At 46.4% G+C, this 21,302-nt stretch carries 20 protein-coding genes; 4 read left to right on the top strand and 16 right to left on the bottom strand.

Translation table 11 applies throughout. The features are described 5' to 3' along the window. Positions 1-67 precede the first annotated feature (67 nt). The 6 genes from M2125_RS08705 to rpoD form a co-directional block, all read right to left on the bottom strand. Positions 68-277, bottom strand: a complete 210-nt coding sequence (locus tag M2125_RS08705; protein WP_215346273.1) for a hypothetical protein — start codon at positions 275-277, stop codon at positions 68-70. A gap of 42 nt (positions 278-319) precedes the next feature. Next, positions 320-1,666 carry a tyrosine-type recombinase/integrase gene (locus M2125_RS08700; protein WP_280742837.1) on the bottom strand — a complete coding sequence of 449 codons (1,347 nt, stop codon included), beginning with the start codon at positions 1,664-1,666 and terminating at the stop codon, positions 320-322. A 168-nt stretch (positions 1,667-1,834) separates the two neighbouring features. Next, entirely contained in the window at positions 1,835-2,077 is a 243-nt protein-coding gene (locus tag M2125_RS08695; RefSeq protein ID WP_277542218.1) for a hypothetical protein, read from the bottom strand. Between the two features lie 247 nt (positions 2,078-2,324). Continuing rightward, positions 2,325-2,948, bottom strand: a complete 624-nt coding sequence (locus M2125_RS08690) for a DUF6988 family protein (RefSeq protein WP_062310551.1) — start codon at positions 2,946-2,948, stop codon at positions 2,325-2,327. Further along, positions 2,945-3,409 (bottom strand): hypothetical protein, encoded by a 465-nt coding sequence (locus M2125_RS08685; protein ID WP_062310547.1) that lies wholly within the window; start codon positions 3,407-3,409, stop codon positions 2,945-2,947. Before M2125_RS08685 ends, M2125_RS08690 begins: the two co-directional genes overlap by 4 nt. 666 nt (positions 3,410-4,075) lie before the next feature. Continuing rightward, the gene (gene rpoD, locus M2125_RS08680; protein WP_280741854.1) at positions 4,076-6,193 is read right to left on the bottom strand and encodes an RNA polymerase sigma factor RpoD; all 2,118 of its coding nucleotides are present in this window, start codon (positions 6,191-6,193) and stop codon (positions 4,076-4,078) included. Between the two features lie 19 nt (positions 6,194-6,212). Between rpoD and M2125_RS08675 the strand changes: the two genes are divergently transcribed. Next, on the top strand, positions 6,213-6,722 hold the full coding sequence (locus M2125_RS08675) for a hypothetical protein (protein ID WP_280742835.1): 510 nt from the start codon (positions 6,213-6,215) through the stop codon (positions 6,720-6,722). 114 nt (positions 6,723-6,836) lie between these two features. Here M2125_RS08675 and dnaG read toward each other — a convergent pair whose 3' ends face one another. From dnaG to rpsU, 3 genes are all read right to left on the bottom strand, one after another. Next, entirely contained in the window at positions 6,837-8,780 is a 1,944-nt protein-coding gene (dnaG, locus tag M2125_RS08670; RefSeq protein WP_076023816.1) for a DNA primase, read from the bottom strand. Between the two features lie 40 nt (positions 8,781-8,820). Continuing rightward, positions 8,821-9,267: a GatB/YqeY domain-containing protein gene (locus tag M2125_RS08665; protein WP_076023815.1), complete on the bottom strand. Its 447-nt coding sequence runs from the start codon at positions 9,265-9,267 to the stop codon at positions 8,821-8,823. A gap of 109 nt (positions 9,268-9,376) precedes the next feature. Then, positions 9,377-9,589 (bottom strand): 30S ribosomal protein S21, encoded by a 213-nt coding sequence (gene rpsU / locus M2125_RS08660; RefSeq protein WP_011903537.1) that lies wholly within the window; start codon positions 9,587-9,589, stop codon positions 9,377-9,379. Positions 9,590-9,666: 77 nt separating this feature from the next. Between rpsU and tsaD the strand changes: the two genes are divergently transcribed. After that, complete coding sequence (gene tsaD, locus M2125_RS08655) at positions 9,667-10,740, top strand: tRNA (adenosine(37)-N6)-threonylcarbamoyltransferase complex transferase subunit TsaD (RefSeq protein ID WP_076023814.1); 1,074 nt, start codon at positions 9,667-9,669, stop codon at positions 10,738-10,740. 17 nt (positions 10,741-10,757) lie between these two features. On the opposite strand, the gene folE2 is transcribed toward tsaD, so the two are convergent. From folE2 to xseB, 4 genes are read right to left on the bottom strand one after another with little or no spacing between them, the layout of a single operon-like run. After that, positions 10,758-11,585, bottom strand: coding sequence for a GTP cyclohydrolase FolE2 (gene folE2 / locus M2125_RS08650; protein WP_280742834.1), 828 nt, complete (start codon positions 11,583-11,585; stop codon positions 10,758-10,760). Positions 11,586-11,610: 25 nt separating this feature from the next. Beyond that, positions 11,611-13,512 carry a 1-deoxy-D-xylulose-5-phosphate synthase gene (gene dxs / locus M2125_RS08645; RefSeq protein ID WP_076023812.1) on the bottom strand — a complete coding sequence of 634 codons (1,902 nt, stop codon included), beginning with the start codon at positions 13,510-13,512 and terminating at the stop codon, positions 11,611-11,613. A gap of 18 nt (positions 13,513-13,530) precedes the next feature. Next, on the bottom strand, positions 13,531-14,421 hold the full coding sequence (locus M2125_RS08640; RefSeq protein ID WP_277542187.1) for a polyprenyl synthetase family protein: 891 nt from the start codon (positions 14,419-14,421) through the stop codon (positions 13,531-13,533). Between the two features lie 19 nt (positions 14,422-14,440). Beyond that, positions 14,441-14,674, bottom strand: coding sequence for an exodeoxyribonuclease VII small subunit (gene xseB / locus M2125_RS08635; RefSeq protein ID WP_076023810.1), 234 nt, complete (start codon positions 14,672-14,674; stop codon positions 14,441-14,443). Between the two features lie 162 nt (positions 14,675-14,836). Here xseB and M2125_RS08630 point away from each other — a divergent pair, with 162 nt between their 5' ends. After that, positions 14,837-15,943, top strand: coding sequence for an aromatic ring-hydroxylating oxygenase subunit alpha (locus tag M2125_RS08630; protein WP_076023809.1), 1,107 nt, complete (start codon positions 14,837-14,839; stop codon positions 15,941-15,943). A gap of 18 nt (positions 15,944-15,961) precedes the next feature. Beyond that, on the top strand, positions 15,962-16,792 hold the full coding sequence (locus tag M2125_RS08625) for a sulfurtransferase (RefSeq protein WP_277542182.1): 831 nt from the start codon (positions 15,962-15,964) through the stop codon (positions 16,790-16,792). Between the two features lie 7 nt (positions 16,793-16,799). Here M2125_RS08625 and M2125_RS08620 read toward each other — a convergent pair whose 3' ends face one another. From M2125_RS08620 to polA, 3 genes are read right to left on the bottom strand one after another with little or no spacing between them, the layout of a single operon-like run. Beyond that, positions 16,800-17,573, bottom strand: coding sequence for a ZIP family metal transporter (locus tag M2125_RS08620; RefSeq protein ID WP_280742833.1), 774 nt, complete (start codon positions 17,571-17,573; stop codon positions 16,800-16,802). 5 nt (positions 17,574-17,578) lie between these two features. Continuing rightward, positions 17,579-18,445, bottom strand: coding sequence for a dienelactone hydrolase family protein (locus tag M2125_RS08615; RefSeq protein WP_076023807.1), 867 nt, complete (start codon positions 18,443-18,445; stop codon positions 17,579-17,581). A 12-nt stretch (positions 18,446-18,457) separates the two neighbouring features. After that, a complete protein-coding gene (gene polA / locus M2125_RS08610; RefSeq protein WP_280741851.1) occupies positions 18,458-21,289 on the bottom strand; it encodes a DNA polymerase I in 2,832 nt (943 codons plus the stop codon). Between the last annotated feature and the right edge of the window lie 13 nt (positions 21,290-21,302).

The raw sequence follows: 21,302 nt of genomic DNA, 5'->3' as shown, positions 1-21,302 counted from the left end.
ATCGCGCTCAATTAGTTTCTTGCCTGTAATCACTTGCTGATCATTTAGGAGAGACTCTAGCGTAGGCTTACTCTTCCCAAGGGAATCGTTCACGACTTAACTCCTCCATGATTTCACGCTTACTCTTGGCTGACTTAGTAGAGCGATTAGTCCCGTACTTTGCCCAGTGCGCTTGATCGGCATGAATCTCTTCCAGCTCACTTTTAGAGTCTTCTGCCAATGAGGTTTGTTTTTGGGGATTCATTTTACCGACGTATTCAAGGTCATTCGCGCTCATATTGCTATTCTAAGCGTTACTTAAAGTAACGCTTGTCCCAACCTAAGCTACCCGTAACTCCCGTTCTGCCCGCTTCTTACTGGGATAGTTATCAGCAGCTTTACTATCTGCCTCAATAAGCTTTCTAGTCGTAGTCCCACGCAATTGCTCAATAGCCTGTATTACCTGTAAATGGCTGTAGTGCCGCTCAATCATTAAGACACTCGTACCCATCTGCTTAGCTAGTGTATGTATAGGCACCATATCGTGAGTAAGTGCTAACGTGGCATAGGTATGACGCAAGCTATAGAACACTCGCTTTTGATTGGTCTTGGGATCTATGAGCAAGCCATGGTCAGCCAAGAAGCCATCAAACATATGGTTAAGAACATCACTTAAGTCTCTACCCTCTTTTGTTCTAAAGATGTAGTCATCATTGGTAGGTTTAATCAGTTCAACTAATGGATCCTTAATAGAACTAGCTACTCCATAGTTTCTAAGCGCAATGCGCTCCAAAACTCTGACGCTTGGTAAGCGTCCAATGATTTGCCTTTGCCCAGTTTTACCTTTAACCGTCATCTCGCAACTACGGTTTAGGCTATGCACTTCAATAACTTCTCCATCTTCATCCAATTGATCTGTGACCGTACTAATGGGGTTCACCATGAAACGGATTTGCTTCCACTTCATATCTAATAGCTCAATGCCTGGCCTTGCTCCTGTATCGACCAGCATCTCTACATAGTCTCTCAAGATCTCACGACGTTCACGTACATCCCGAGTTCTACTAGAGTCAATGTAAGGACTCAGTTGCTTTAGCAAGGCTCTAAGCTCATGCAATTCAAACGCTGGGCGACGAACACTTTCTTTAGTCTTGCCATCTAACTTAGGACGATTACTTTCAGTCAAGTAGCCACGAACAATGGCTTCGTCAAAAACTCTATTAAACGCAGCATTTTGAGTCTTACGGTTGCTATTGGATATTGCCAAGCCATATCTAGCTTCACGGTCATCGTAGTACTGCTGCAAGGCATCATAGTCAATATTGGTAATGAGTCGTTGCCCAAGACTGGGAATGAAATGTTCATTAATAATGCGGATGTAGTCTTTGTAGATTGACTTGCCCAAACCACCCTTTAAGTCTCGCTCCATGCGATCGATAGCCAGCATAGCGATATCTTTAAAGCGTTTGGTTACTACTGGGATGCCGGAGCGCTTACGTATTTCTGCTTCTACCAATAGCTCTTTAGCTTTATTAACTGCTAAGTCGTAGTTAGTTTCTTTTGTAGTAGAGCGTATCCACTTGTTGTCCACCTTATAGCGACATTGCCATACGGCACTACGCTCACGCTGATAGAGAGTTAAATTACGGTGTATCAGTTGATGGGTATCTTTTCTTTTAATTGACATATATGTACTTTAGTTTCTGATGGCGGCTTAGGACAACCGGTATTGGGAAAATTACCTGGTCAATACGCCCAAAGCAGACTGACTGATTAATGGCAATTCTTGGAATCTCATGGTGTTCTCTTGGTAATCGCGGCGTTACTTGAAGTAACGTCTGATCTATGCAAGCACTCATTGCGCCTCCAAATACATAATCCCGTGCTCTTCTAGTGCATCGCCAATAGCTGCCATTTCAATGCTAGAAAACACTGAATGCCCCAATCTTTGCTGGAAATAGTCATTTACAGCGAACAACGCACCCAAGTCGTCCATGTTTAATTCATCACCAAGGTTAATCTTGGCACTGGCATATGCTGACGTTTTTAAAGTGTCAAAAGAGATCACTTGATTAACAGCTAGATTACTTTGATTCATTTGCCTCTCCCGTATATATGGAGCTATCAATATCGATAACTCATATACGTACGATAGGCGTTTTGACCTACTTTTCGGATAAACAATCAATTCAAATCGAGTTTGTTAATAGCTTATAGAGTCAGGCTAGAGCAACCTAATTGGATGAATTACTTGGGGCAATTTAGCCAAAAGAACTTGTGGCAAAGTGTGGCGGTTAATGGAGAGATGTGAAGGAATGAGCGTTACTTTAAGTAACGCTTGGGATTCAATTCTTCTTTTTAAATAGGCCCATTGAATATAGTTTACCTATAGCAACTTGCACCAAGTCATCTCGCTTAACCTCAATCGCCACTTGAATAAAAGCCAACAGAGCAAACATCTGAGAAATTTTTAATACTTCAATAATTTCCTCATCCTCAAAATCTGGATACAAATTTCCGGATTTAACCCTTCTTGAGATTTGTTGAAATCCACCGTGGGTATAGCTGCTCATTGCTGACCATGCCTGCTTTTTTAAAGAAGATAGCGATCCGCTTTTGAATGCCTCAAGACCTTCAACCAGCTTCAATATTTCCCCAAATTCTTTCTTTACCCTATCTTTTTGGAAATTAACCAACTCAGCGTCTTCGGCACAATTCTTTAACCAAACACCTCTAACGAAGGTTTCGAAAATAGGTCGCACTAAACTAAAAGCAGATCCATATATCTTGCTTTTTATTAAAGTAATTGCTCCCAAGAAGTGTTCAATAACGGTATCAAATGCGCAAACTGATAATAACGACCGCTTATCCTTTGAAATATCTAATTCATTGAGATTATCTAAAATCCAGGCATGTAGGGCATAAGAATCATTAACATAATCTCCTACAGTCATTTTCGCTTTAGTCATTTTTTTACACCAACAAATAATGCATGCGCATAAAGGGCGGCATAAAATCGTTTTCCAGTTAATTCAACATTCACAATACTTCCAGATGCAACTGGATCACAGCGTAAATAATCATAAAGATACAAAGCTGCATTTCTTGCAAGTCTAAGCTTTGGAGGATACATAACCCTCTCATCATCTAAGTGAGCTAAGAATTTATTTCTATATTTCAGTACATCACGAACATATACCTTAAATTCTTTTTTACTAATTTTTAAGTGGCTATATAAACCCACCTCAAATCCTGCCCTATCCTCAACTACTTTTTTCCAATGGTGTTTTCCATCTTTATCGGCAAAGAGTTTGCACCAATCCAATATAGCTACATCCAAAAAATTACTGTTGGCTGCTACGTCATATTGCTCTTTTACTCTGATTTGCTTCCCTCTCCAGCCGGCTCGATAAAATGCAATATTTCTCATGGCGTGGCAACACAGTATAGTTACGCGTCTTATACGCTCATGCTTAGTGAGAGGCTTTGAATTACTCATACGCATAGCATACTTAAAAAGACAAAACCCCCACCATCGCTGATGAGGGTTTGCTTTTCTGGTGGGCCCACCAGGACTTGAACCTGGGACCAAAGGATTCCGGTTTGTGTTAGTTTCCTAACTCCCTGGACTATGCCTTCATCATATCGATTGCTCGACTTAGATGGGTGCCGTCTAGTCTCTACACCTTCAACAGCACTTTCATACTGAAGCTTGGCTCGGCGTTAGCTTGTGCAGCTTTTGGCTACATTTAGCTTTCTCCGAATTTGACACCATCCCTTATGCAGTTTCCACGCATAAGGCACAACTTTCGCTATGAGTCCTCTGCTCTAACCAACTGAGCTATGGGCCCTAAAACTGTTTTTACTACACACCTTACTGCTGGTGTTTTTTACTTCAAAAACCACACTAAAACCGCATTTACTACACACCATGAAAAATGCCCCGGTGTGTAGTCGGTGTGTAGTGAATTTTATATGTCTTAACCACCACTAACCTCTTGAATCTATTGAGGTCTTTGCTACAAGACCCCTAGGGCTTCTTTCTTATGAGGCCTCTGCTCTAACCAACTGAGCTATAGGCCCGTTAGTCTTTGACTCAATCCTCTTCCAGGAAGGTCTTGAGTTTGTCGCTGCGGCTTGGATGACGCATTTTACGCAAGGCCTTTGCTTCAATTTGGCGAATACGTTCACGTGTCACATCAAACTGCTTACCCACTTCTTCGAGGGTGTGGTCTGTGCTCATCTCAACACCAAAACGCATACGCAATACTTTTGCTTCACGTGGTGTTAATGAATCCAAAACATCCTTCACTACATCGCGCATAGAATCATGCAATGCAGCTTCAGCTGGAGCTAATGTATTGTTATCTTCAATAAAGTCGCCCAAATTCGAATCGGCATCGTCACCAATCGGTGTTTCCATCGAAATTGGCTCTTTAGCAATCTTCATAATCTTGCGGATCTTGTCTTCAGGAATTTCCATCTTGAGAGCCAAGGTTGCCGCATCTGGTTCATGACCAGTTTCTTGCAAGATTTGACGGCTAATACGATTCATCTTATTGATGGTCTCAATCATATGCACTGGAATACGGATCGTACGGGCTTGGTCAGCGATCGAGCGCGTAATTGCCTGACGAATCCACCAAGTTGCATAGGTAGAGAACTTGTAACCACGACGGTACTCAAACTTATCTACCGCCTTCATCAAACCAATATTGCCCTCTTGAATCAGATCCAAGAATTGCAAGCCACGGTTAGTGTATTTCTTAGCAATCGAAATAACCAAACGCAAGTTGGCAACCGTCATTTCACGTTTTGCTTCACGTGCACGCTTCTCGCCAGCAATCATTTGCTTGTTTACTTCTTTTAATTCCGGAAGTGGAATCACTACATTCTTCTGAATATCGATCAACTTCTGTTGCAACTCTTGAATAGCCGGAACATTGCGCTCCAAGAGTGCGCTGTATGGCTTGTTCTCTTTCAGTAACTTGTCTGTCCAAATTAAATCCATTGACATCTTAGGGAAGTCTTTCAAGACCTCACCACGATTGACGCCCACTTTATCGACCAAGAGGCTCACAATGCCGCGCTCCAACTTCCATACTTGATCTACTTGCGAGCGCATGGTGTCGCAAAGCTTCTCAACACTCTTAGCAGTCAGACGGAAACCAAGCAATTCAGCACGAATGAGTTCTTGCGCTTTAATCCAAGCTGGGCAGTTATAGCCCTCCTTTTCAAACGCACGACGCATCTTTTCTGCTTGAGCACGAACAATGGCAAATTTCTCTAAAGAGATCTGCTTCAACTCTTCAAGCTGCTTTGCATTTGCAGTAGCAGCACCGCCGCCACCGCCGCCCCCTTCATCGTCACCAACATCTTCGCCCTCTTCAGCATCTGGATCTTCTTCAGGCTCTTCAGGTCCTAACTTGATATCTTCTGCGTTGGGATCAACCAATCCATCAACAAACTGGTCAATTTCCATTTCACCGCTGGCAATTTTGTCAACGTTAGCCAGCATTTCAGCAATAGTGACCGGACATGCAGCCAAAGCCATCACCATGTCTTTGAGGCCTGCCTCAATCTTCTTAGCAATAACGATCTCGCCTTCGCGAGTCAGCAAGTCAACTGTACCCATTTCGCGCATATACATACGAACCGGATCAGTTGTACGTCCAAACTCTGAATCCACTGTTGATAAGGCAGCTTCGGCCTCTTCTTCGGCTTCTTCTTCTGTAGTGGCTGCTGATGCATTTTCGTTGAGCAACAGTGTTTCAGCATCAGGCGCCTGCTCATAAACGGTAATGTTGATATCGCTTAAGAGGCTGATCAATGTATCCAAGGCATCCGCATCAGATAACTCGTCGGACATCACGTCATTCATTTCGCCATGGGTTAAGTAACCCTTGGATTTACCCATCTTGATCAAAGTCTTCAAGCGGGTACGACGCAGCTCTTGTTGCTCTTCAGAGCCCAACTGCTGTGCCGCAAATTCTTTTAACAAGGCTTTTTCCTTGGCCTTACGCTCACGCGCCTTTTGACGATCCGTTAGGACAGGCTCGGCACCTTCGGCTGGAGCATCCGCTTTTGTTTTGCGTGCTTTTTTAACTTCTTCAACAACTTCAACCTGCTCTTCTGTTACCGGCGTTTTTTTGCCTTTAACTTCTTTCTCTACCTTAGGCTCTTCCACCTTAACTGCTTTGCCTTTTGTAGGCACCTCAACTTTGACTGCGGGCTTGGCTACTTTAGTAACAACTGCTGGCTTCGCTACCGTCTTGGCAGGCGCTTTAGCTGCTGGCTTGACTGGTGCCTTAGCCGCAGGTTTAGCTGCTGGCTTGACCGGCTTTACAGGAGTTTTTGCTTTTGGGGCTGGCTTGGCAGGTGCTTTTGCTTTAGGTGCTGGCTTAGCAACCGCCTTCACTGGCTTGGCTGGTGCCTTAGCCGCAGGTTTAGCTGCAGGCTTGACCGGCTTTACAGGTGCTTTTGCTTTAGGTGCTGGCTTAGCTAGTGTCTTCGCTTTTGGCGCTGGCTTGGCGGGTGCTTTTGCTTTGGCGCTTGCTTTTGACGCTGGTTTTGCAGGTGCCTTTGCTTTTGCTGCTGGCTTGGCTGCAGGTTTTTTAGTCTTGGTAGTTGGCATTTATAAGCGCTTATTTTCGTTACTGTTATCGGTGTCGACTCATTACAGGCAGTCACATCATCCACTTGCCCCAAATTTAATCAAAATAAAGCGCAAGTGGCTGAATTAAATCGGTTTTTTTCTGGGAATAGAGGATTATAGTCGATTACGACTTTTTTACCCCCGCCCTTACCTTAAATAAGGGGCAATTTAAGTATTTTTCTAGAGGGTAATCAGAAAATACTTAGTTAAATTTCAGTCTTTCGCCTAACTCACGATAGCGCGCCCGATCTTGGTCAGTAGCAGTCCCCCCAGAAATCTTTTGGGTGATGTCGGTCATTTCCTGCTTGAGATCGGTCAATTCCAGCTTTTTAAAGCTGCCCTCTAAATCAGCCATAGCACCCTCAAGGTCCAAATCCGACCCCATCACCCGCTTACGCAGTACTTCATACAAGGGGGCAAATTCACTACGTGATAGCTGCTCCTGAAATAAAGCAAAAGATCCGGCGCCAACACTGGGTGGCTTACCAGCCTCACCCGGGATTAGCTCAACTAAATCACATTGCGCCAATAAATCTTGCATCAAGGCAAATGCCTTTTCTGAGCGTAACTTCGAAGCTTTTAATGCGAGCGTACGTTTATTAGCATCCAAGCTTTTACCTAGATGTGGAAACTGAATTAAGACTCGCAATAGTTGCTCAGCCAAATCGGTTGGTGCTTGAGGTGGCGCTATTGGCTGAACCCGCTTAGCAGCACCTTTAGCACTTTGCCATGGCGCACCTGGTGTGCGATTGGTATTGCCAAAATGGGGGTTTGTATTTGAGCGTTGAGGATGACTAACATACGCATTACTCTGTACCGGAGCAGGTGCCACCGTCAACCCACAAAATGACTCCAACTCAGCGGGAGTGGAATTCGTGCGAATCGCTACCTCCCGCAGAATTTGTGTACGCAATGCAATCGGAGGCATGGATAAAAGTAATGGCTTGGCAGCATGGTGGGTATGCGCCCTACCCTCTGGTGTAGTGAGCTCATGTTCTTGACTCACAATCTTAAAAAAGAAGCTGGATAAAGACATTGCCTCTTTAATTACTTTTTCAAAAGCAGGGGCACCATAGGCACGGACATAACTATCGGGATCGTGCTCGGTTGGTAAAAATAAGAAGCGAATTTCTTTATCGTCTGACATTAATGGCAGGCAGGCCTCTAGCGCGCGCTGTGCAGCCCTTTGCCCAGCCGCATCTCCATCAAAGGAAAATACGATCCGATCGGTTTGACGCAATAACATCCGAACGTGATTTGCAGTGCAAGCCGTACCTAGAGTAGCAACTGCATTCGGGAAACCCAGTTGCGCCAGAGCCACAACGTCCATATAGCCTTCGCACACCAAAACATACTCTTGCGCACGAATCGCTTGTCTTGCTTCAAACAAGCCATAGAGCGTATTGCCCTTAGAAAATAATGGTGTTTCAGGTGAATTTAAATATTTCGGCTCGCCCTGATCCAGAATACGTCCACCAAAACCAATCACTTGACCCTTTGGATTACGGATGGGGAACATGATGCGATCACGAAAACGATCGTAACGACGAGCAGTCTGTTGATTATCCGTTTGCTCGCCCTGAATCAGCAAACCGCCTTCGAGCAAGGTCTTTGCAATCTCATCATTGGCATAGGTGCCAAAGACAGCTTCGAGTCCCTGCCAACCATCAGGCGCATAACCTAGGGAATAACGCTTGGCAATTTCGCCAGTGAGGCCGCGACCCTTTAGATACTCTACAGCCCGCGGTGCTTGCTTTAATTGTTGTCGATACCAATCGGCTGCAGAACTCATTACCTCACTTAAGGCCATGGTCTGCTGCAATCTAGCAACATCATTTGCAGTGCGTTCTTCACGCGGCACAGTTAGACCGGCTGAGCGCGCTAACTCTTCAATGGTGTCGACATAGCCAAGGCCAGCATATTCCATCATGAAGCTGATAGCAGAGCCATGCGCGCCACAACCAAAGCAATGATAGAACTGTTTGGTAGGCGAAACCGAAAATGATGGTGATTTTTCTTGATGAAAGGGGCACAAACCTTGATAGTTCGCGCCCGCTTTTTTGAGTTTGACATGCTGCCCCACCACATCGACGATGTCGATCCGATTCAGTAAATCGGCAATGAAAGATTGGGGGATGAGAGCCATAAACGCCAGTATCGGCTATCGAAAAGGATTGATGATGACTTTATTTTGCAAGTGCAGCCTTCACCAAACCAGATACCTTACCCATATCGGCTTTGCCAGCCAACTGGGCTTTTAAGGCGCCAATTACTTTACCCATGTCTTGCGGACCAGTTGCACCCGTTGCAGCAACTGCGGCAGTAACGGCTGCCGCTACTTCAGCATCTGATAATTGCGCCGGCAAATAGACTTGCAATACTTCCATCTCGGCAGCTTCAATTGCCACCAGATCATCACGCTGTGCTTTTTCAAACTGAGAAATAGAATCTTTGCGCTGCTTAATCATCTTTTCAATCGTGGCAATCACAGCGGCATCGTCGAGCACAATGCGCTCATCTACTTCGCGTTGTTTAATCGCGGCCAATAAAAGACGAATCGTTCCCAAGCGGGCCACTTCTTTGGCGCGCATGGCACTTTTCATGTCTTCAGTAATTTGATCTTTAAGGCTCATAAGAATTCCCTGATATCGTCAATATTCGGTAGATTAGAAAGCAAAAACCCGCTGCGTTTCACCGTCAGCGGGCTTCAAAGCTGCTCGGTGAAGAGCGCTTTAAATTTGATTAGTAGAGCTTCTTAGGCAACATTTGGCTGCGAATGCGCTTGTAATGGCGCTTAGCAGCTGCAGCCTTTTTACGCTTACGCTCAGCCGTTGGCTTCTCGTAAAACTCGCGGGCACGCAAGTCTGTCAAAAGGCCATTTTTCTCAATGGTGCGCTTGAAACGGCGCAATGCCACTTCAAAAGGTTCGTTCTCACGTAGGCGGACTGTAGTCATACTTGTTTAACTCGTATATGCTCGAAAATTATCGAAAATTAATCTGAATCACGGATTCTAGCACGGCTAAGTAAAAAATGATTGTTTTAGGCATAGAAACTTCTTGTGACGAGACCGGCGTGGCCCTATATGACACTGCTGCCTGGGAAAATGGCGATTTAGCCGCAAAAGGCATCCTAGGGCAAGGCTTGCACTCCCAGATCGCCATGCACCGAGAGTATGGGGGTGTTGTCCCAGAATTAGCCTCTAGAGACCATATTAGGCGGGTTTTACCCCTCCTAGACGAGTCCTTAGCCCAAGCCAAGCTCACCTTAGGGCAAATTGATGCCGTGGCCTTTACCCAAGGGCCTGGCCTTGCTGGCGCCCTTCTGGTAGGCAGCGCCTTTGCCAAATCCCTCGCTCAAGGCCTCAATTTACCCTCCATTGGAGTTCATCACCTCGAAGGACACCTCCTTTCACCTCTTTTGGGCACTTCTGCACCGTCTTTTCCCTTCATTGCCCTGCTGGTATCCGGTGGACATACCCAGCTGATGCTGGTGAGCAAGGTGGGTCATTACGAACTCCTTGGGGAGACCTTAGATGACGCCGCCGGGGAAGCTTTTGATAAAACCGCCAAATTACTTGGCCTGGACTACCCAGGTGGCGCTGCCATCTCCAAACTGGCAGAAAAAGGTCAGGTAGGCCGTTTTGATTTACCAAAACCGATGCTGCATTCCAAAGATTTAGATTTTTCGTTCTCAGGACTAAAGACTGCAGTGTTAAATCAGGTTAAAAAATGGGATGCAGGTGAATTAAAAAGCCCCGAACAAATGGCGCAATTTCATGCTGATCTTGCAAGAAGCTTTGTTGATTCCCTGGTGGCAGTACTGGTGAGCAAGTCTGAAAAAGCGCTCAAGCAAACTGGCTGTAAACACCTGGTACTAGCTGGTGGCGTAGGAGCCAATCAACAACTGCGTAGCGCTTTGAATGAAAAAGCAAAAAAAGGTGGTTTCGAGGTGCACTACCCACCTTTAGAGCTATGCACTGACAACGGTGTCATGATTGCTTTTGCAGGCGCACTTCGTATGCTTGCCGACAGCAAGGGACTGAGTAAATCGGGTGCTTTTGATATCAAACCCCGTTGGGATTTGGCCAGCAATAATCTGACCTAAGCAAAAAGCTAAATTGCTTATTTGCTTAAACTAATTTTTGCGTATGCACTGTGGTTGTGGATGGATTCAAAGTTTTCCGCCTCCACCACCAAGGATAGAATTCGCTCATCTTTTTTTAGTTGGCCAGCCACATCGCGCACCAAGTCTTCCACAAACTTCGGATTGTCATAAGCGCGCTCAGTAACCCACTTCTCATCAGAGCGCTTGAGCATGCCCCAGAGCTCACTAGATGCCTGGCTTTCAGCGGCCTGCACCAAATCTTCGACAGTCATTTTTGTCTGCGAATCGAGCGCTACCGACATCGTGACGTGTGAGCGTTGGTTATGGGCACCGTACTCAGAAATCTCTTTAGAACAAGGACACAAACTCATTACCGGTACCAGTGCGCGTAAGTTCAACTCAACATCTACATTGCCTGTCGCCAGTAACTTACCCTTAGCAATCCAGGTCACCTCATAATCCATCAAGCTTTCAACGCTTGACACGGGGGCGGCTTTTTTCACAAAGTGTGTATATGAGAATTGAATACGGCCTTCAGTTGCGTTAAGTAGTGGCAACATCTCACGCACCATCTTGACTACAACCTCACTATCAATAGCTTCTGTTTGCTTTTGCAAGAGCGCAACAAAACGCGACATGTGCGTGCCTTTGACATTGGCAGGCAATGCGACATCCATCTCAAAATTACCTACCGCTGGGAAAGTACCAGCTTTAGTGCGAATCATTAAGGGATGGCGTAAGCCACGAATTCCTACTTGCTCAATTGGTAAGGCACGCTCATCGTGAGATGACTGCACGTCAGGCATGGCATGAGTTTGCAAAAAAGCCGTATTGATATCGTTCATAGATCTATTTTCCAGCAAATGAGACTTATTTGCCCAGCACCGCAGTTTTTACATTTAGAAGGTCTGGAAATCGCTCTGTGATGGATTTAGCAATGCCAATGGCATCTAAGCCACACTGCGCCATGAGAATGCTGTAATCACCGTGTTCAACAAATTCATCAGGAATACCCAATTGCAACAGAGGCTTAGTCATGCCCGCTTTGGCAAGCACCTCTAAGCAAGCACTTCCAGCGCCGCCTTCGATTGCACCATCCTCCAGAGTCACCAGGTAATCATGGTCGTTCGCCAAAGACTTTACAAGATCAACGTCAAGTGGTTTTACGAAACGCATATTGGCTACAGTGGCATCGATTTGCTCTGCCACTTCTAATGCGGGGTAAAGCAAAGTTCCGAAAGCGATGATTGCCACACGCTTTCCAAGTGGTGCGTTCGATTTTCTGCGGATCTCACCTTTACCAAGTGGAATAGTGCGTAATTCTGTCGAAGGCATCGTGCCTACACCAGAACCACGTGGGTAACGAACTGCACTCGGATGTGGCTGATGAAATGCAGTTGTTAATAAATCACGGCACTCAGCTTCATCAGCAGGCGTCATCACCAACATATTCGGAATACAGCGCAAGAAAGCAATGTCGTATACACCGGCATGTGTCGCTCCATCTGCGCCAACTAAACCGGCACGATCTAAGGCAAACAAAACTGGTAAATCCTGAATCGCTACATCATGAATCAGCTGATCATATGCACGCTGCAAAAAAGTGGAATAAATTGCCACTACCGGCTTCATTCCCTCGCATGCCATACCTGCTGCGAAGGTAACTGCATGCTGCTCTGCAATGCCAACGTCGTAATAACGCTTAGGAAATCTTTTTTCAAATTCAACCAGGCCAGAGCCTTCGCGCATTGCTGGAGTAATACCCACCAAGAGTGGGTCTACTTGCGCCATGTCGCATAACCATTCACCAAATACCTGGGTAAAAGTTTTTTTGCTTGAGGGCTTGGATTTCACTCCCTCCTCGGGATCAAACTTACTCGGGCCATGATACAAAACCGGATCTGCTTCCGCTAATTCATAGCCTTGGCCCTTACGGGTAACCACATGCAAAAACTGAGGTCCACGCCCTTCGATCGCCAAACGACGAACGTTCTGCAGCATCGGAATGAGGGCATCTAAATCATGACCATCAATCGGCCCAAAATAATTAAAGCCAAATTCTTGAAAAATAGTGGATGGAGAAACCATACCTTTAGCATGATCCTCTAAGCGTTTTGCAAACTCACGCAATGGTGGTGCAATCGATAGAACACTATCAATACCTTTTTTAGTGGCGGAATAAATATTGCCACTGAGCAGTCTAGCCAGATGACGATTGAGCGCCCCCACTGCTGGCGAAATAGACATATCGTTGTCATTTAAGATCACCACCAATGGCAAGTCGTCATAGACGCCCGCATTATTCATCGCTTCAAATGCCATGCCACCGGTCATCGCACTATCGCCAATCACTGCAACAGCTACATGCTTTTCGCCTTTGGTTTGAAAAGCGCGGGCCATTCCCATGGCCGCAGAGATGCTAGTGGAGGAGTGGCCTGTACCAAAAGCGTCGTACTCACTTTCAGAGCGGCGGGGGAAACCAGAAAGGCCATTGAACTGGCGCAACGAGGCCATTTTTTCACGACGGCCGGTCAAAATTTTGTGGGGATAACTTTGATGACCCACATCCCAAACAATCCGATCATCGGGGGTATCAAAAACATAGTGCAAGGCAATCGACAATTCAACCGTACCCAAATTGGAGGAAAGATGTCCGCCGGTTTTTGAAACGGAATCGAGGATAAATTGACGTAACTCTTCAGCTAGCGCTGGCAACTCTTCACGCGTGAGTTTTTTTAATTCGGCCGGAGTATTAATTGAATCTAAAGTCATTGAATCGGTAATCTTTACTTATTTGCCTCGATTGACTACCAAGAGGGCTAACTCCCTTAAGGGGTCAGCCTCACTGCCAAAGCCCTCTAAATGGCCGATGGCTTGCGCTTGTAGTGTTTGAGCTTGTTTCTGTGCATAGTCTAAACCCATCAAGGTAACGTAAGTAGGCTTATCGTTTGCCGCATCCTTACCCGCAGTCTTACCCAAGGTTTGACTGTCTGCAGTTGCATCCAAGACATCATCCACAATTTGAAAGGTCAAACCCAAGGCCTCAGAATAACCCCTTAAAGAGTCCATTTGACTCACATTGAGGTGGGCAGCAATGCCACCCATTTGCACAGCACACGATAGAAGTGCGCCTGTTTTTAAGGCATGCATGTGTTTTAAGTCGGCCAGATCAAGCTTCTTGCCCACACTGTCAAGGTCAATTGCCTGACCACCAGCCATACCGCGCGACCCCGAGGCAGCAGCTAAAGCAGCAATCATTTGCAAACGAAGCTGTGCAGAGTCATCAGCCAGTGCCAGAATCTCAAAAGCGCGGGTTTGCAAGGCATCTCCAACCAAGAGGGCAGTGGCCTCGTCGAAGGCCTTATGCACTGTAGGGCGACCGCGGCGTAGGTCATCATTGTCCATGCACGGCAAATCATCGTGAACCAAGGAATAGGCATGAATACACTCAATGGCCACGGCAGCACAATCGAGCATCTCTGGTTTGGCATCACCTAATTGACCAGCTGCATAAACCAATAAGGGGCGCACCCGCTTACCCCCGCCCTGAGCCGCATAGCGCATGGCCTCATGCAGACGATTTGGAATGGTTTGGGCACTATCCAGCATATCCCCTAAGGCGGATTCGAACTGCTCTGAATGCTGCTTGAGCCACTCCTGAAATGAAGAATTGCCAGTCATACAGTCTTTTTTAAAACTTTTAAGCTTCGAAAATGCGTACTTGTTGCTCAACCTGTGCCAAAACCCCTTGGCAATGTTTGAGCAAGGCTGCACCGCGCTGATAAGCTAAAAGTGTCTCTTCCAAAGAAAATTTGCCTGATTCCATATCTGAAATCAGCTTTTCAAGCTCCTTAACCGCCTGTTCATAACGCAAATCAGGGTCGATTTGCACCTCAAGCCCGGCCTTTGGGTTTTCCGATTTTTTGGCTGGCATATGCTGATTTCTTTCGTTTAAATGGCACAAATAGCCCTACATATTAAAGCGAGAACCCATATCGATGGGTATAATCACCCCCTTCCTTTCCAATATCGATACGTCGATGGTTGGATTGGTTATTCCGCTTAGCTTCGGCTGACGTTTTCGGGGGTGGGGAGAATGACTAATCTGGCTACCGCGCAGAAGCTTGCGCCGTCCAATTTACAACTGCCGGTTTCGGCCTATTTTGACGTTGAACTTTATCAACGTGAGATTGAACTGCTTTTTAAGCAGGGTCCTGGCTATGTAGGCCATGAATTAATGGTGCCTGAAATTGGCTCCTATCAAACTATTACTGCAGAAAATGAAGGGCGTCTACTCGTTCGCCATGAGCAGGGCATCGAATTACTCTCCAATGTATGCCGTCATCGCCAAGCTTTAATGCTCAATGGCTCAGGTAAAACTGACAATATCGTTTGCCCACTGCACCGCTGGACCTATGATCTCGAGGGCAAATTATTAGGCGCACCTCATTTTGAAGATAAGCCTTGCCTTAATTTAGGTAAATCGCCATTGCAAAACTGGCAAGGGCTTTTATTTGAAGGTCCGCGTGATGTGCGTGCTGATCTTGCCAAGCTAGGTGTCGCTGATGACCTCAAATTTGAAGGTTATATCCTCGATCACATTGAAGTTCATGAGTGCAATTACAACTGGAAAACCTTTATTGAGGTTTACCTTGAGGACTATCACGTAGTGCCATTCCATCCAGGTTTGGGGAAATTTGTTTCTTGCGAAGATCTCCACTGGGAATTCGGTGATTGGCATAGTGTACAGACCGTTGGCATTCACAAGAACCTGAGCACTCCAGGTTCGGCGACGTATCGCAATTGGCACGAAGCAGTCCTGCGCCATCACGGTGGCAAGATGCCCCGCCACGGCGCCATTTGGCTAACCTATTACCCCAACGTCATGGTTGAGTGGTACCCAGGTGTTCTGTGCGTTTCCACCTTGCATCCGATGGGCCCAAACAAAACACGCAATATTGTTGAGTTTTACTACCCTGAAGAAATTGCCCTCTTTGAGCGTGAATATGTAGAAGCTGAGCGTGCGGCTTACATGGAAACGTGTATCGAGGATGATGAAATCGGTGAACGTATGGATGCCGGGAGAGCAGCTTTACTAGCTCGCGGTATTAATGAGGTTGGCCCTTACCAAAGCCCAATGGAAGATGGTATGCAACACTTCCATGAATGGTATCGTCGTGTCATGCAATTTGAAGGCCTCTAAAAGACAAAGGATACGCAAGTGACTCCCCTCATTACCGCCAATCAATTAGAAGAGATTATTAACAGCGGGGAGAATGTTTTACTCTGCGATTGTCGCTTTGACTTAAACGATCCGACTGCCGGTAAAAAAGCGTATTTAGAAAATCATATTCCCGGCGCTATTTATGTCGACCTTGATCAAGATTTATCTGGTGAAAAAAATGGTCTAAACGGCAGACACCCACTACCTACACCAGAATCTTGGGCAAAAACCAAATCCCGCCTCGGCATCGACCCCAATACCTTGGTGGTCGCTTATGACAAGCAAGGTTCAATGTATGCCAGTCGCCTTTGGTGGATGCTAAAGGCCACTGGACATGCTCATGTCCAAGTATTGGATGGCGGCCTAGATGCCTGGAACGGGCCAATGGGCACCATTCCCCGTCCTGCCACCCCCACAGCTCAAGCGCTTGAGGCAAGACCCTATGTGGGCCTCGTACACGCAAAGGAAGTTCTTCAGAACATTACTAGTCAACAATATTTGGTGATTGATGCCCGCGCCAATGATCGCTTTCATGGACAAAATGAAACCTTGGATCCAGTGGGTGGACATATTCCTGGAGCGATAAATCATTGCTTTAAAGAAAATTTATCAGCCACTTCATTTAAAGCGTCTGACTTACTCTTTAAGGATTTTTTAGCTTTACTCGGCAACCGCAAAGCTGCCCAAGTTATTCATCAATGCGGCTCAGGAGTAACTGCTTGTCACAACCTCTTAGCAATGGAAGTAGCTGGCCTCAAGGGTTCACGCCTGTATGCGGGGAGCTGGAGTGAATGGTGCGCTGATCCGAGCCGCCCAATCGAAAAATAAATTGGTGCTAGTGCAAAACGGATAGCAACAATACAAAACCAACACCACACGCAATCAAAACAGTTTGGCGCAATGATTCTACCCAGTGTGGGCGACGATGCATTTGCGGAATCAGATCACTGACCGCAATATAAATAAAACTACTTGAGGCAATCACCAAAAGATATGGCATGATGGAATGCGCCTGCGCCAAAAAGAAGTAAGCCAGCACACCCCCCAAAACTGCGGCTAAGCCACAGATCAGGTTGTAGAGCAAGGCGCGAGAACGTGTAAATCCAGCGTTGAGCAGCACCATGAAATCACCGATTTCTTGAGGAATCTCATGCGCAATGATTGCCAAGGCAGTAAAAAATCCAACATGATAATCAGCCATAAAGGCAGCGGCTATCAAAACACCATCAACAAAGTTATGCAAGCCATCACCAACCAAAATCATCCAACCACTGCGTCCAGCCACCTCAGCATCATGACCATGATGGTGATCATGTCCATCACCTTCGTGGTGATGACTATGGCGCAATAGGGAGATTTTCTCTAGCAAGAAAAAGCCCAATAAGCCCGCCAATAAAGTGGCAAATAGAAGACGGGGCTCACTTCCGGGAAAGCTAAATGCTTCGGGTAGCGAATGCAACAAAGCAGTAGATAACAGAATGCCAACGGAGACACTCACCATGTTCTCCACCATCTTCGAAAGCAATGACAGTGAGCAACTTGCAGCAATCAACACGCTCACAGTACCAGCGAGTGCAGTGATGAAAATAATGCTTTGTAGTACAGACATGGTGATCACACTACTCCATACTGCTTAAACCAAGCGATGCATTTATTCCAGGCATCCTTGGCAGGACCCTCGCGATAAGATTCTCGATAGTCAGCATGAAATGCATGCGGGGCATCTGGGTAGACCTCAATGCGAGATGCTCTCGCGGCCGCATTATGAGGTGCCGCTTTAGCTAAGGCGGCACGCATTTGCTCCACGGTCTCGAGCGGAATACCCATATCGGTACCGCCATATAAACCCAATACCGGCGCATGCAAGTTGCTAACGATATCAATTGGCTGCTTCGGATTAGTAGGGGTATTTTCACCAACGAGGCGCCCATACCAAGCTACACCCGCTCTGACAGTAGGAAGGGTGGCTGCCAACCAAGTAATGCGGCCACCCCAACAGAAGCCAGTGACACCAACGCGCTGTATATCACCGCCATTCTTAACGGCCCAGGCAAGTGTTGCCTCGAAGTCTGCAATCACTTGCGCATCGGGGGTTTTAGCCACGATATTGGTCAAAATGTCGGCAATCGTGCCGTAATCATTGGGGTCACCAGCACGGATAAAAAATTCTGGGGCAATTGCCAGGTAACCTAGCTTGGCAAACCGTCGCGTGACATCGGCTACATACTCATGTACCCCAAAAATTTCACTGACGACGATCACGATCGGCAACTGGCCGTGCGACTTTTCTGGTCGTGAGACATAGCATGGCAATTGAAAACTTCCAACAGGAATCATTTGCTCGCCAGCAGTCAAACCCACAAAATCGGTCTGAATCGTTTCAGCGAGTACTGGTGTGGATGCTGCCACATAACCTACACTGACGCCGGTAGCAGCGATAGCAGATGCCTTAATAAAATCTCTCCGATTGTTTTTCATCATTCTTTACCCAAATTAATGGGCCTCCTCCCAATTATCGCCAATACCAATGCTCACAAGCAATGGCACCTTCAATTGTGCGACATTACACATAAGGTCTGGGAGTTTGGCTTTGAGCAATTCAATTTCATCTATGGGCACATCAAACACTAGCTCATCGTGCACTTGTAAGAGCATGCGCGTCTTAAGTTGTTCCTTTTCTAGCCAAGCTTCTACAGCAATCATTGCCAATTTAATCAAATCAGCGGCAGTACCCTGCATTGGCGCATTAATGGCAGCGCGCTCGGCACCTTGGCGCCTTGGGCCATTTGATCCTTTAATCTCAGGCAACCACAATCTTCTACCAAACACAGTTTCTACATAACCATGCTCTCGAGCAGCGAGACGAGTCCGCTCCATATATTGGGCTACACCTGGGTAGCGATCAAAGTATTTGGCAATATAGTTTTGTGCCGCGGAGCGTTCAATACCCAAGTTCCCCGCTAAGCCGAAAGCACTCATGCCATAAATCAGACCAAAGTTAATAACCTTGGCATAGCGTCGCTGCTCTGAATTGACTTGGTCTAAAGGAATACCAAAAATTTCAGATGCGGTTGCTTGATGCACATCCTTGCCGGCTGCAAAAGCAGCCATGAGATTCTCATCTTCTGCAATGTGCGCCATGATGCGTAACTCTATTTGAGAATAGTCAGCAGAAAGCAATTTACAACCTTCAGCTGGAATAAAGGCCTCTCGAATGCGACGCCCCTCTTCTGTACGCACCGGAATGTTTTGTAAATTAGGATCACTCGAAGCCAAACGACCAGTAACTGCAGTCGCCTGAGAAAAATTCGTATGCACGCGCCCAGTCTTAGGGTCAGCCATACGGGGTAATTTTTCAATATAGGTAGACATCAACTTAGCCAAACTGCGGTAATCCAGAATGCGTGCCGGCAATGGATAATCTTCTGCTAGTTTTTGCAAAACCTCTTCATCGGTAGATGGCGCGCCCGATGGGGTTTTCTTAACAACTGGTAACTCTAACTTGCCAAACAAAATCTCAGCAATTTGCTTGGGCGATTGAATATTAAAAGGCTGTCCTGCTAATTGATGTATTTCACCTTCTAACTCAAGCAGACGTTTGCCAATTTGTTGACCCTGCTTTGCCAACAAAGCCGAATCAATTCGAATGCCATTGCGCTCCATAATGCCCAGTACCCGCATCGCTGGCATTTCAATATTTTGATACACATAAACTAAGCCAGGATTAGCCTGGATTTGTGGCCATAACTCCAGATGCAAACGCAATGTGATGTCGGCATCTTCAGCCGCATAGTCAGTAGCAATTTGCAGGTCCACTTGATCAAAACCAATTTGGTGAGCACCTTTGCCGCAGACCTCTTCGTATCGAATCGTTTCCATTCCCAAATGCCGCTCAGCCAGGCTATCCATATTGTGTGGCAGATGCGATTCAAGAACATAGGATTCAAGCAAGGTATCAAATGCAATACCTTGCAAAGTAATTCCGTAATTTGCAAAAATATGGGTGTCGTATTTTAAGTTTTGACCCACCTTTGCATGCGCTACACTCTCTAGCCAAGGGCGCAGCCGAGCAAGCACCAAGTCTCTATTGAGCTGGGTCTCACCATTGCGATGAGCAAGCGGAATATAACAAGCCTCGCCTGGCGTTACCGCTAAAGAAATTCCCACCAATTCAGCAGCAAGCGCATCTAAGCTAGTGGTCTCAGTATCGACTGCCGTAAGAGATGCTTGCTCAATTTTTTTGATCCAACGATCGAGATCCTCTTCTTTGACCACGCACTCGTAGCGCTTACTGATAGAGGCTTGAATGTCGGTGGTTTCTTGAGATAGGGTTTTAGTAGGGCTACTTGCTATTGCGCCAGCTTGACTTGAGGCCAGATTTGCATCACCTCTACCGACTTCCTGCGGCAATGGACTGCCCGCCAAATCCAAACGGGTTGATACCTCAGTCTGATCACCAGTGAGCTTTTTTTCAACATCGCGCAACCAAGTTTTAAACGCATAGCGTTCAAATAACTCGCGCAGTAAGGGGGCATCTTCCGGCTTTGCCAGCAGGTGATCTAAATTAGGTAAATGTGGAGATAAATCGCAATCGGTCTTTACGGTAATCAGTTGACGTGCCTGCGGGAGCCATGGCAAGGTCGCTCGTAAGTTTTCTCCGACTACACCCTTTACTTGATCTGCGTTTGCCATCAAGTTATCTAAATCGCCAAATTCAGCCAGCCATTTATTTGCTGTCTTAGGGCCAGCCTTAGGCACACCCGGTACGTTATCTACCGTATCTCCAATGATGGAAAGATAATCCACAATCCGCTCAGGGGGTACGCCGAATTTTGCAATCACCCCATCAATATCTAACCTCTCATCAGTCATTGTGTTGATTAAAGTGACGGATGAATTAACTAGCTGTGCTAGATCTTTGTCCCCGGTAGAGATAATCGTTTCCCAGCCCGCTTGGGTAGCCTGGCACGCTAAGGTACCAATCACATCATCTGCCTCCACCCCTGAAACCATCAGTACCGGCCAACCCAAAGCCTTTACCATCGCATGAATTGGCTCAATTTGTTTGACCAGGTCTTCTGGCATAGGAGAGCGGTGAGCCTTGTACTCGGAGTACATTTCATCTCGAAAAGTCTTACCCTTAGCATCAAAAACACAGGCAATATGATCGGTATTAAGCTCTGAGCGGGCGCGGCGCATCATATTGACCATGCCGTAAATGGCCCCAGTGGGTTCGCCGGCCCCGTTTCTCAGGTCAGGCATGGCATGAAAGGCGCGATACAGGTAGCTAGAACCGTCTACCAACAAGAGTCTATGTTTAGTCATACCGCAATCGTAC

The sequence above is a fragment of the Polynucleobacter sphagniphilus genome (genome assembly GCF_029892205.1).
Taxonomy (GTDB): domain Bacteria; phylum Pseudomonadota; class Gammaproteobacteria; order Burkholderiales; family Burkholderiaceae; genus Polynucleobacter; species Polynucleobacter sphagniphilus.
Note: the sequence above shows the minus strand (reverse complement) of the source record. Positions and strands in the feature narration are given on the sequence as shown.

Excerpts from the sequence above, each read along its gene's own strand:
- M2125_RS08615 (WP_076023807.1), bottom strand. The coding sequence starts at position 18,445 with ATGATGAAAAACAATCGGAGAGATTTTATTAAGGCATCTGCTATCGCT.
- M2125_RS08630 (WP_076023809.1), top strand. The coding sequence starts at position 14,837 with ATGACTAATCTGGCTACCGCGCAGAAGCTTGCGCCGTCCAATTTACAA.
- dnaG (WP_076023816.1), bottom strand. The coding sequence starts at position 8,780 with ATGGCTCTCATCCCCCAATCTTTCATTGCCGATTTACTGAATCGGATC.
- polA (WP_280741851.1), bottom strand. The coding sequence starts at position 21,289 with ATGACTAAACATAGACTCTTGTTGGTAGACGGTTCTAGCTACCTGTAT.
- M2125_RS08665 (WP_076023815.1), bottom strand. The coding sequence starts at position 9,267 with ATGAGCCTTAAAGATCAAATTACTGAAGACATGAAAAGTGCCATGCGC.
- M2125_RS08640 (WP_277542187.1), bottom strand. The coding sequence starts at position 14,421 with ATGACTGGCAATTCTTCATTTCAGGAGTGGCTCAAGCAGCATTCAGAG.
- M2125_RS08700 (WP_280742837.1), bottom strand. The coding sequence starts at position 1,666 with ATGTCAATTAAAAGAAAAGATACCCATCAACTGATACACCGTAATTTA.
- M2125_RS08705 (WP_215346273.1), bottom strand. The coding sequence starts at position 277 with ATGAGCGCGAATGACCTTGAATACGTCGGTAAAATGAATCCCCAAAAA.
- xseB (WP_076023810.1), bottom strand. The coding sequence starts at position 14,674 with ATGCCAGCCAAAAAATCGGAAAACCCAAAGGCCGGGCTTGAGGTGCAA.
- M2125_RS08690 (WP_062310551.1), bottom strand. The coding sequence starts at position 2,948 with ATGACTAAAGCGAAAATGACTGTAGGAGATTATGTTAATGATTCTTAT.
- folE2 (WP_280742834.1), bottom strand. The coding sequence starts at position 11,585 with ATGAACGATATCAATACGGCTTTTTTGCAAACTCATGCCATGCCTGAC.
- rpsU (WP_011903537.1), bottom strand. The coding sequence starts at position 9,589 with ATGACTACAGTCCGCCTACGTGAGAACGAACCTTTTGAAGTGGCATTG.
- M2125_RS08620 (WP_280742833.1), bottom strand. The coding sequence starts at position 17,573 with ATGTCTGTACTACAAAGCATTATTTTCATCACTGCACTCGCTGGTACT.
- M2125_RS08685 (WP_062310547.1), bottom strand. The coding sequence starts at position 3,409 with ATGAGAAATATTGCATTTTATCGAGCCGGCTGGAGAGGGAAGCAAATC.
- tsaD (WP_076023814.1), top strand. The coding sequence starts at position 9,667 with ATGATTGTTTTAGGCATAGAAACTTCTTGTGACGAGACCGGCGTGGCC.
- dxs (WP_076023812.1), bottom strand. The coding sequence starts at position 13,512 with ATGACTTTAGATTCAATTAATACTCCGGCCGAATTAAAAAAACTCACG.
- M2125_RS08695 (WP_277542218.1), bottom strand. The coding sequence starts at position 2,077 with ATGAATCAAAGTAATCTAGCTGTTAATCAAGTGATCTCTTTTGACACT.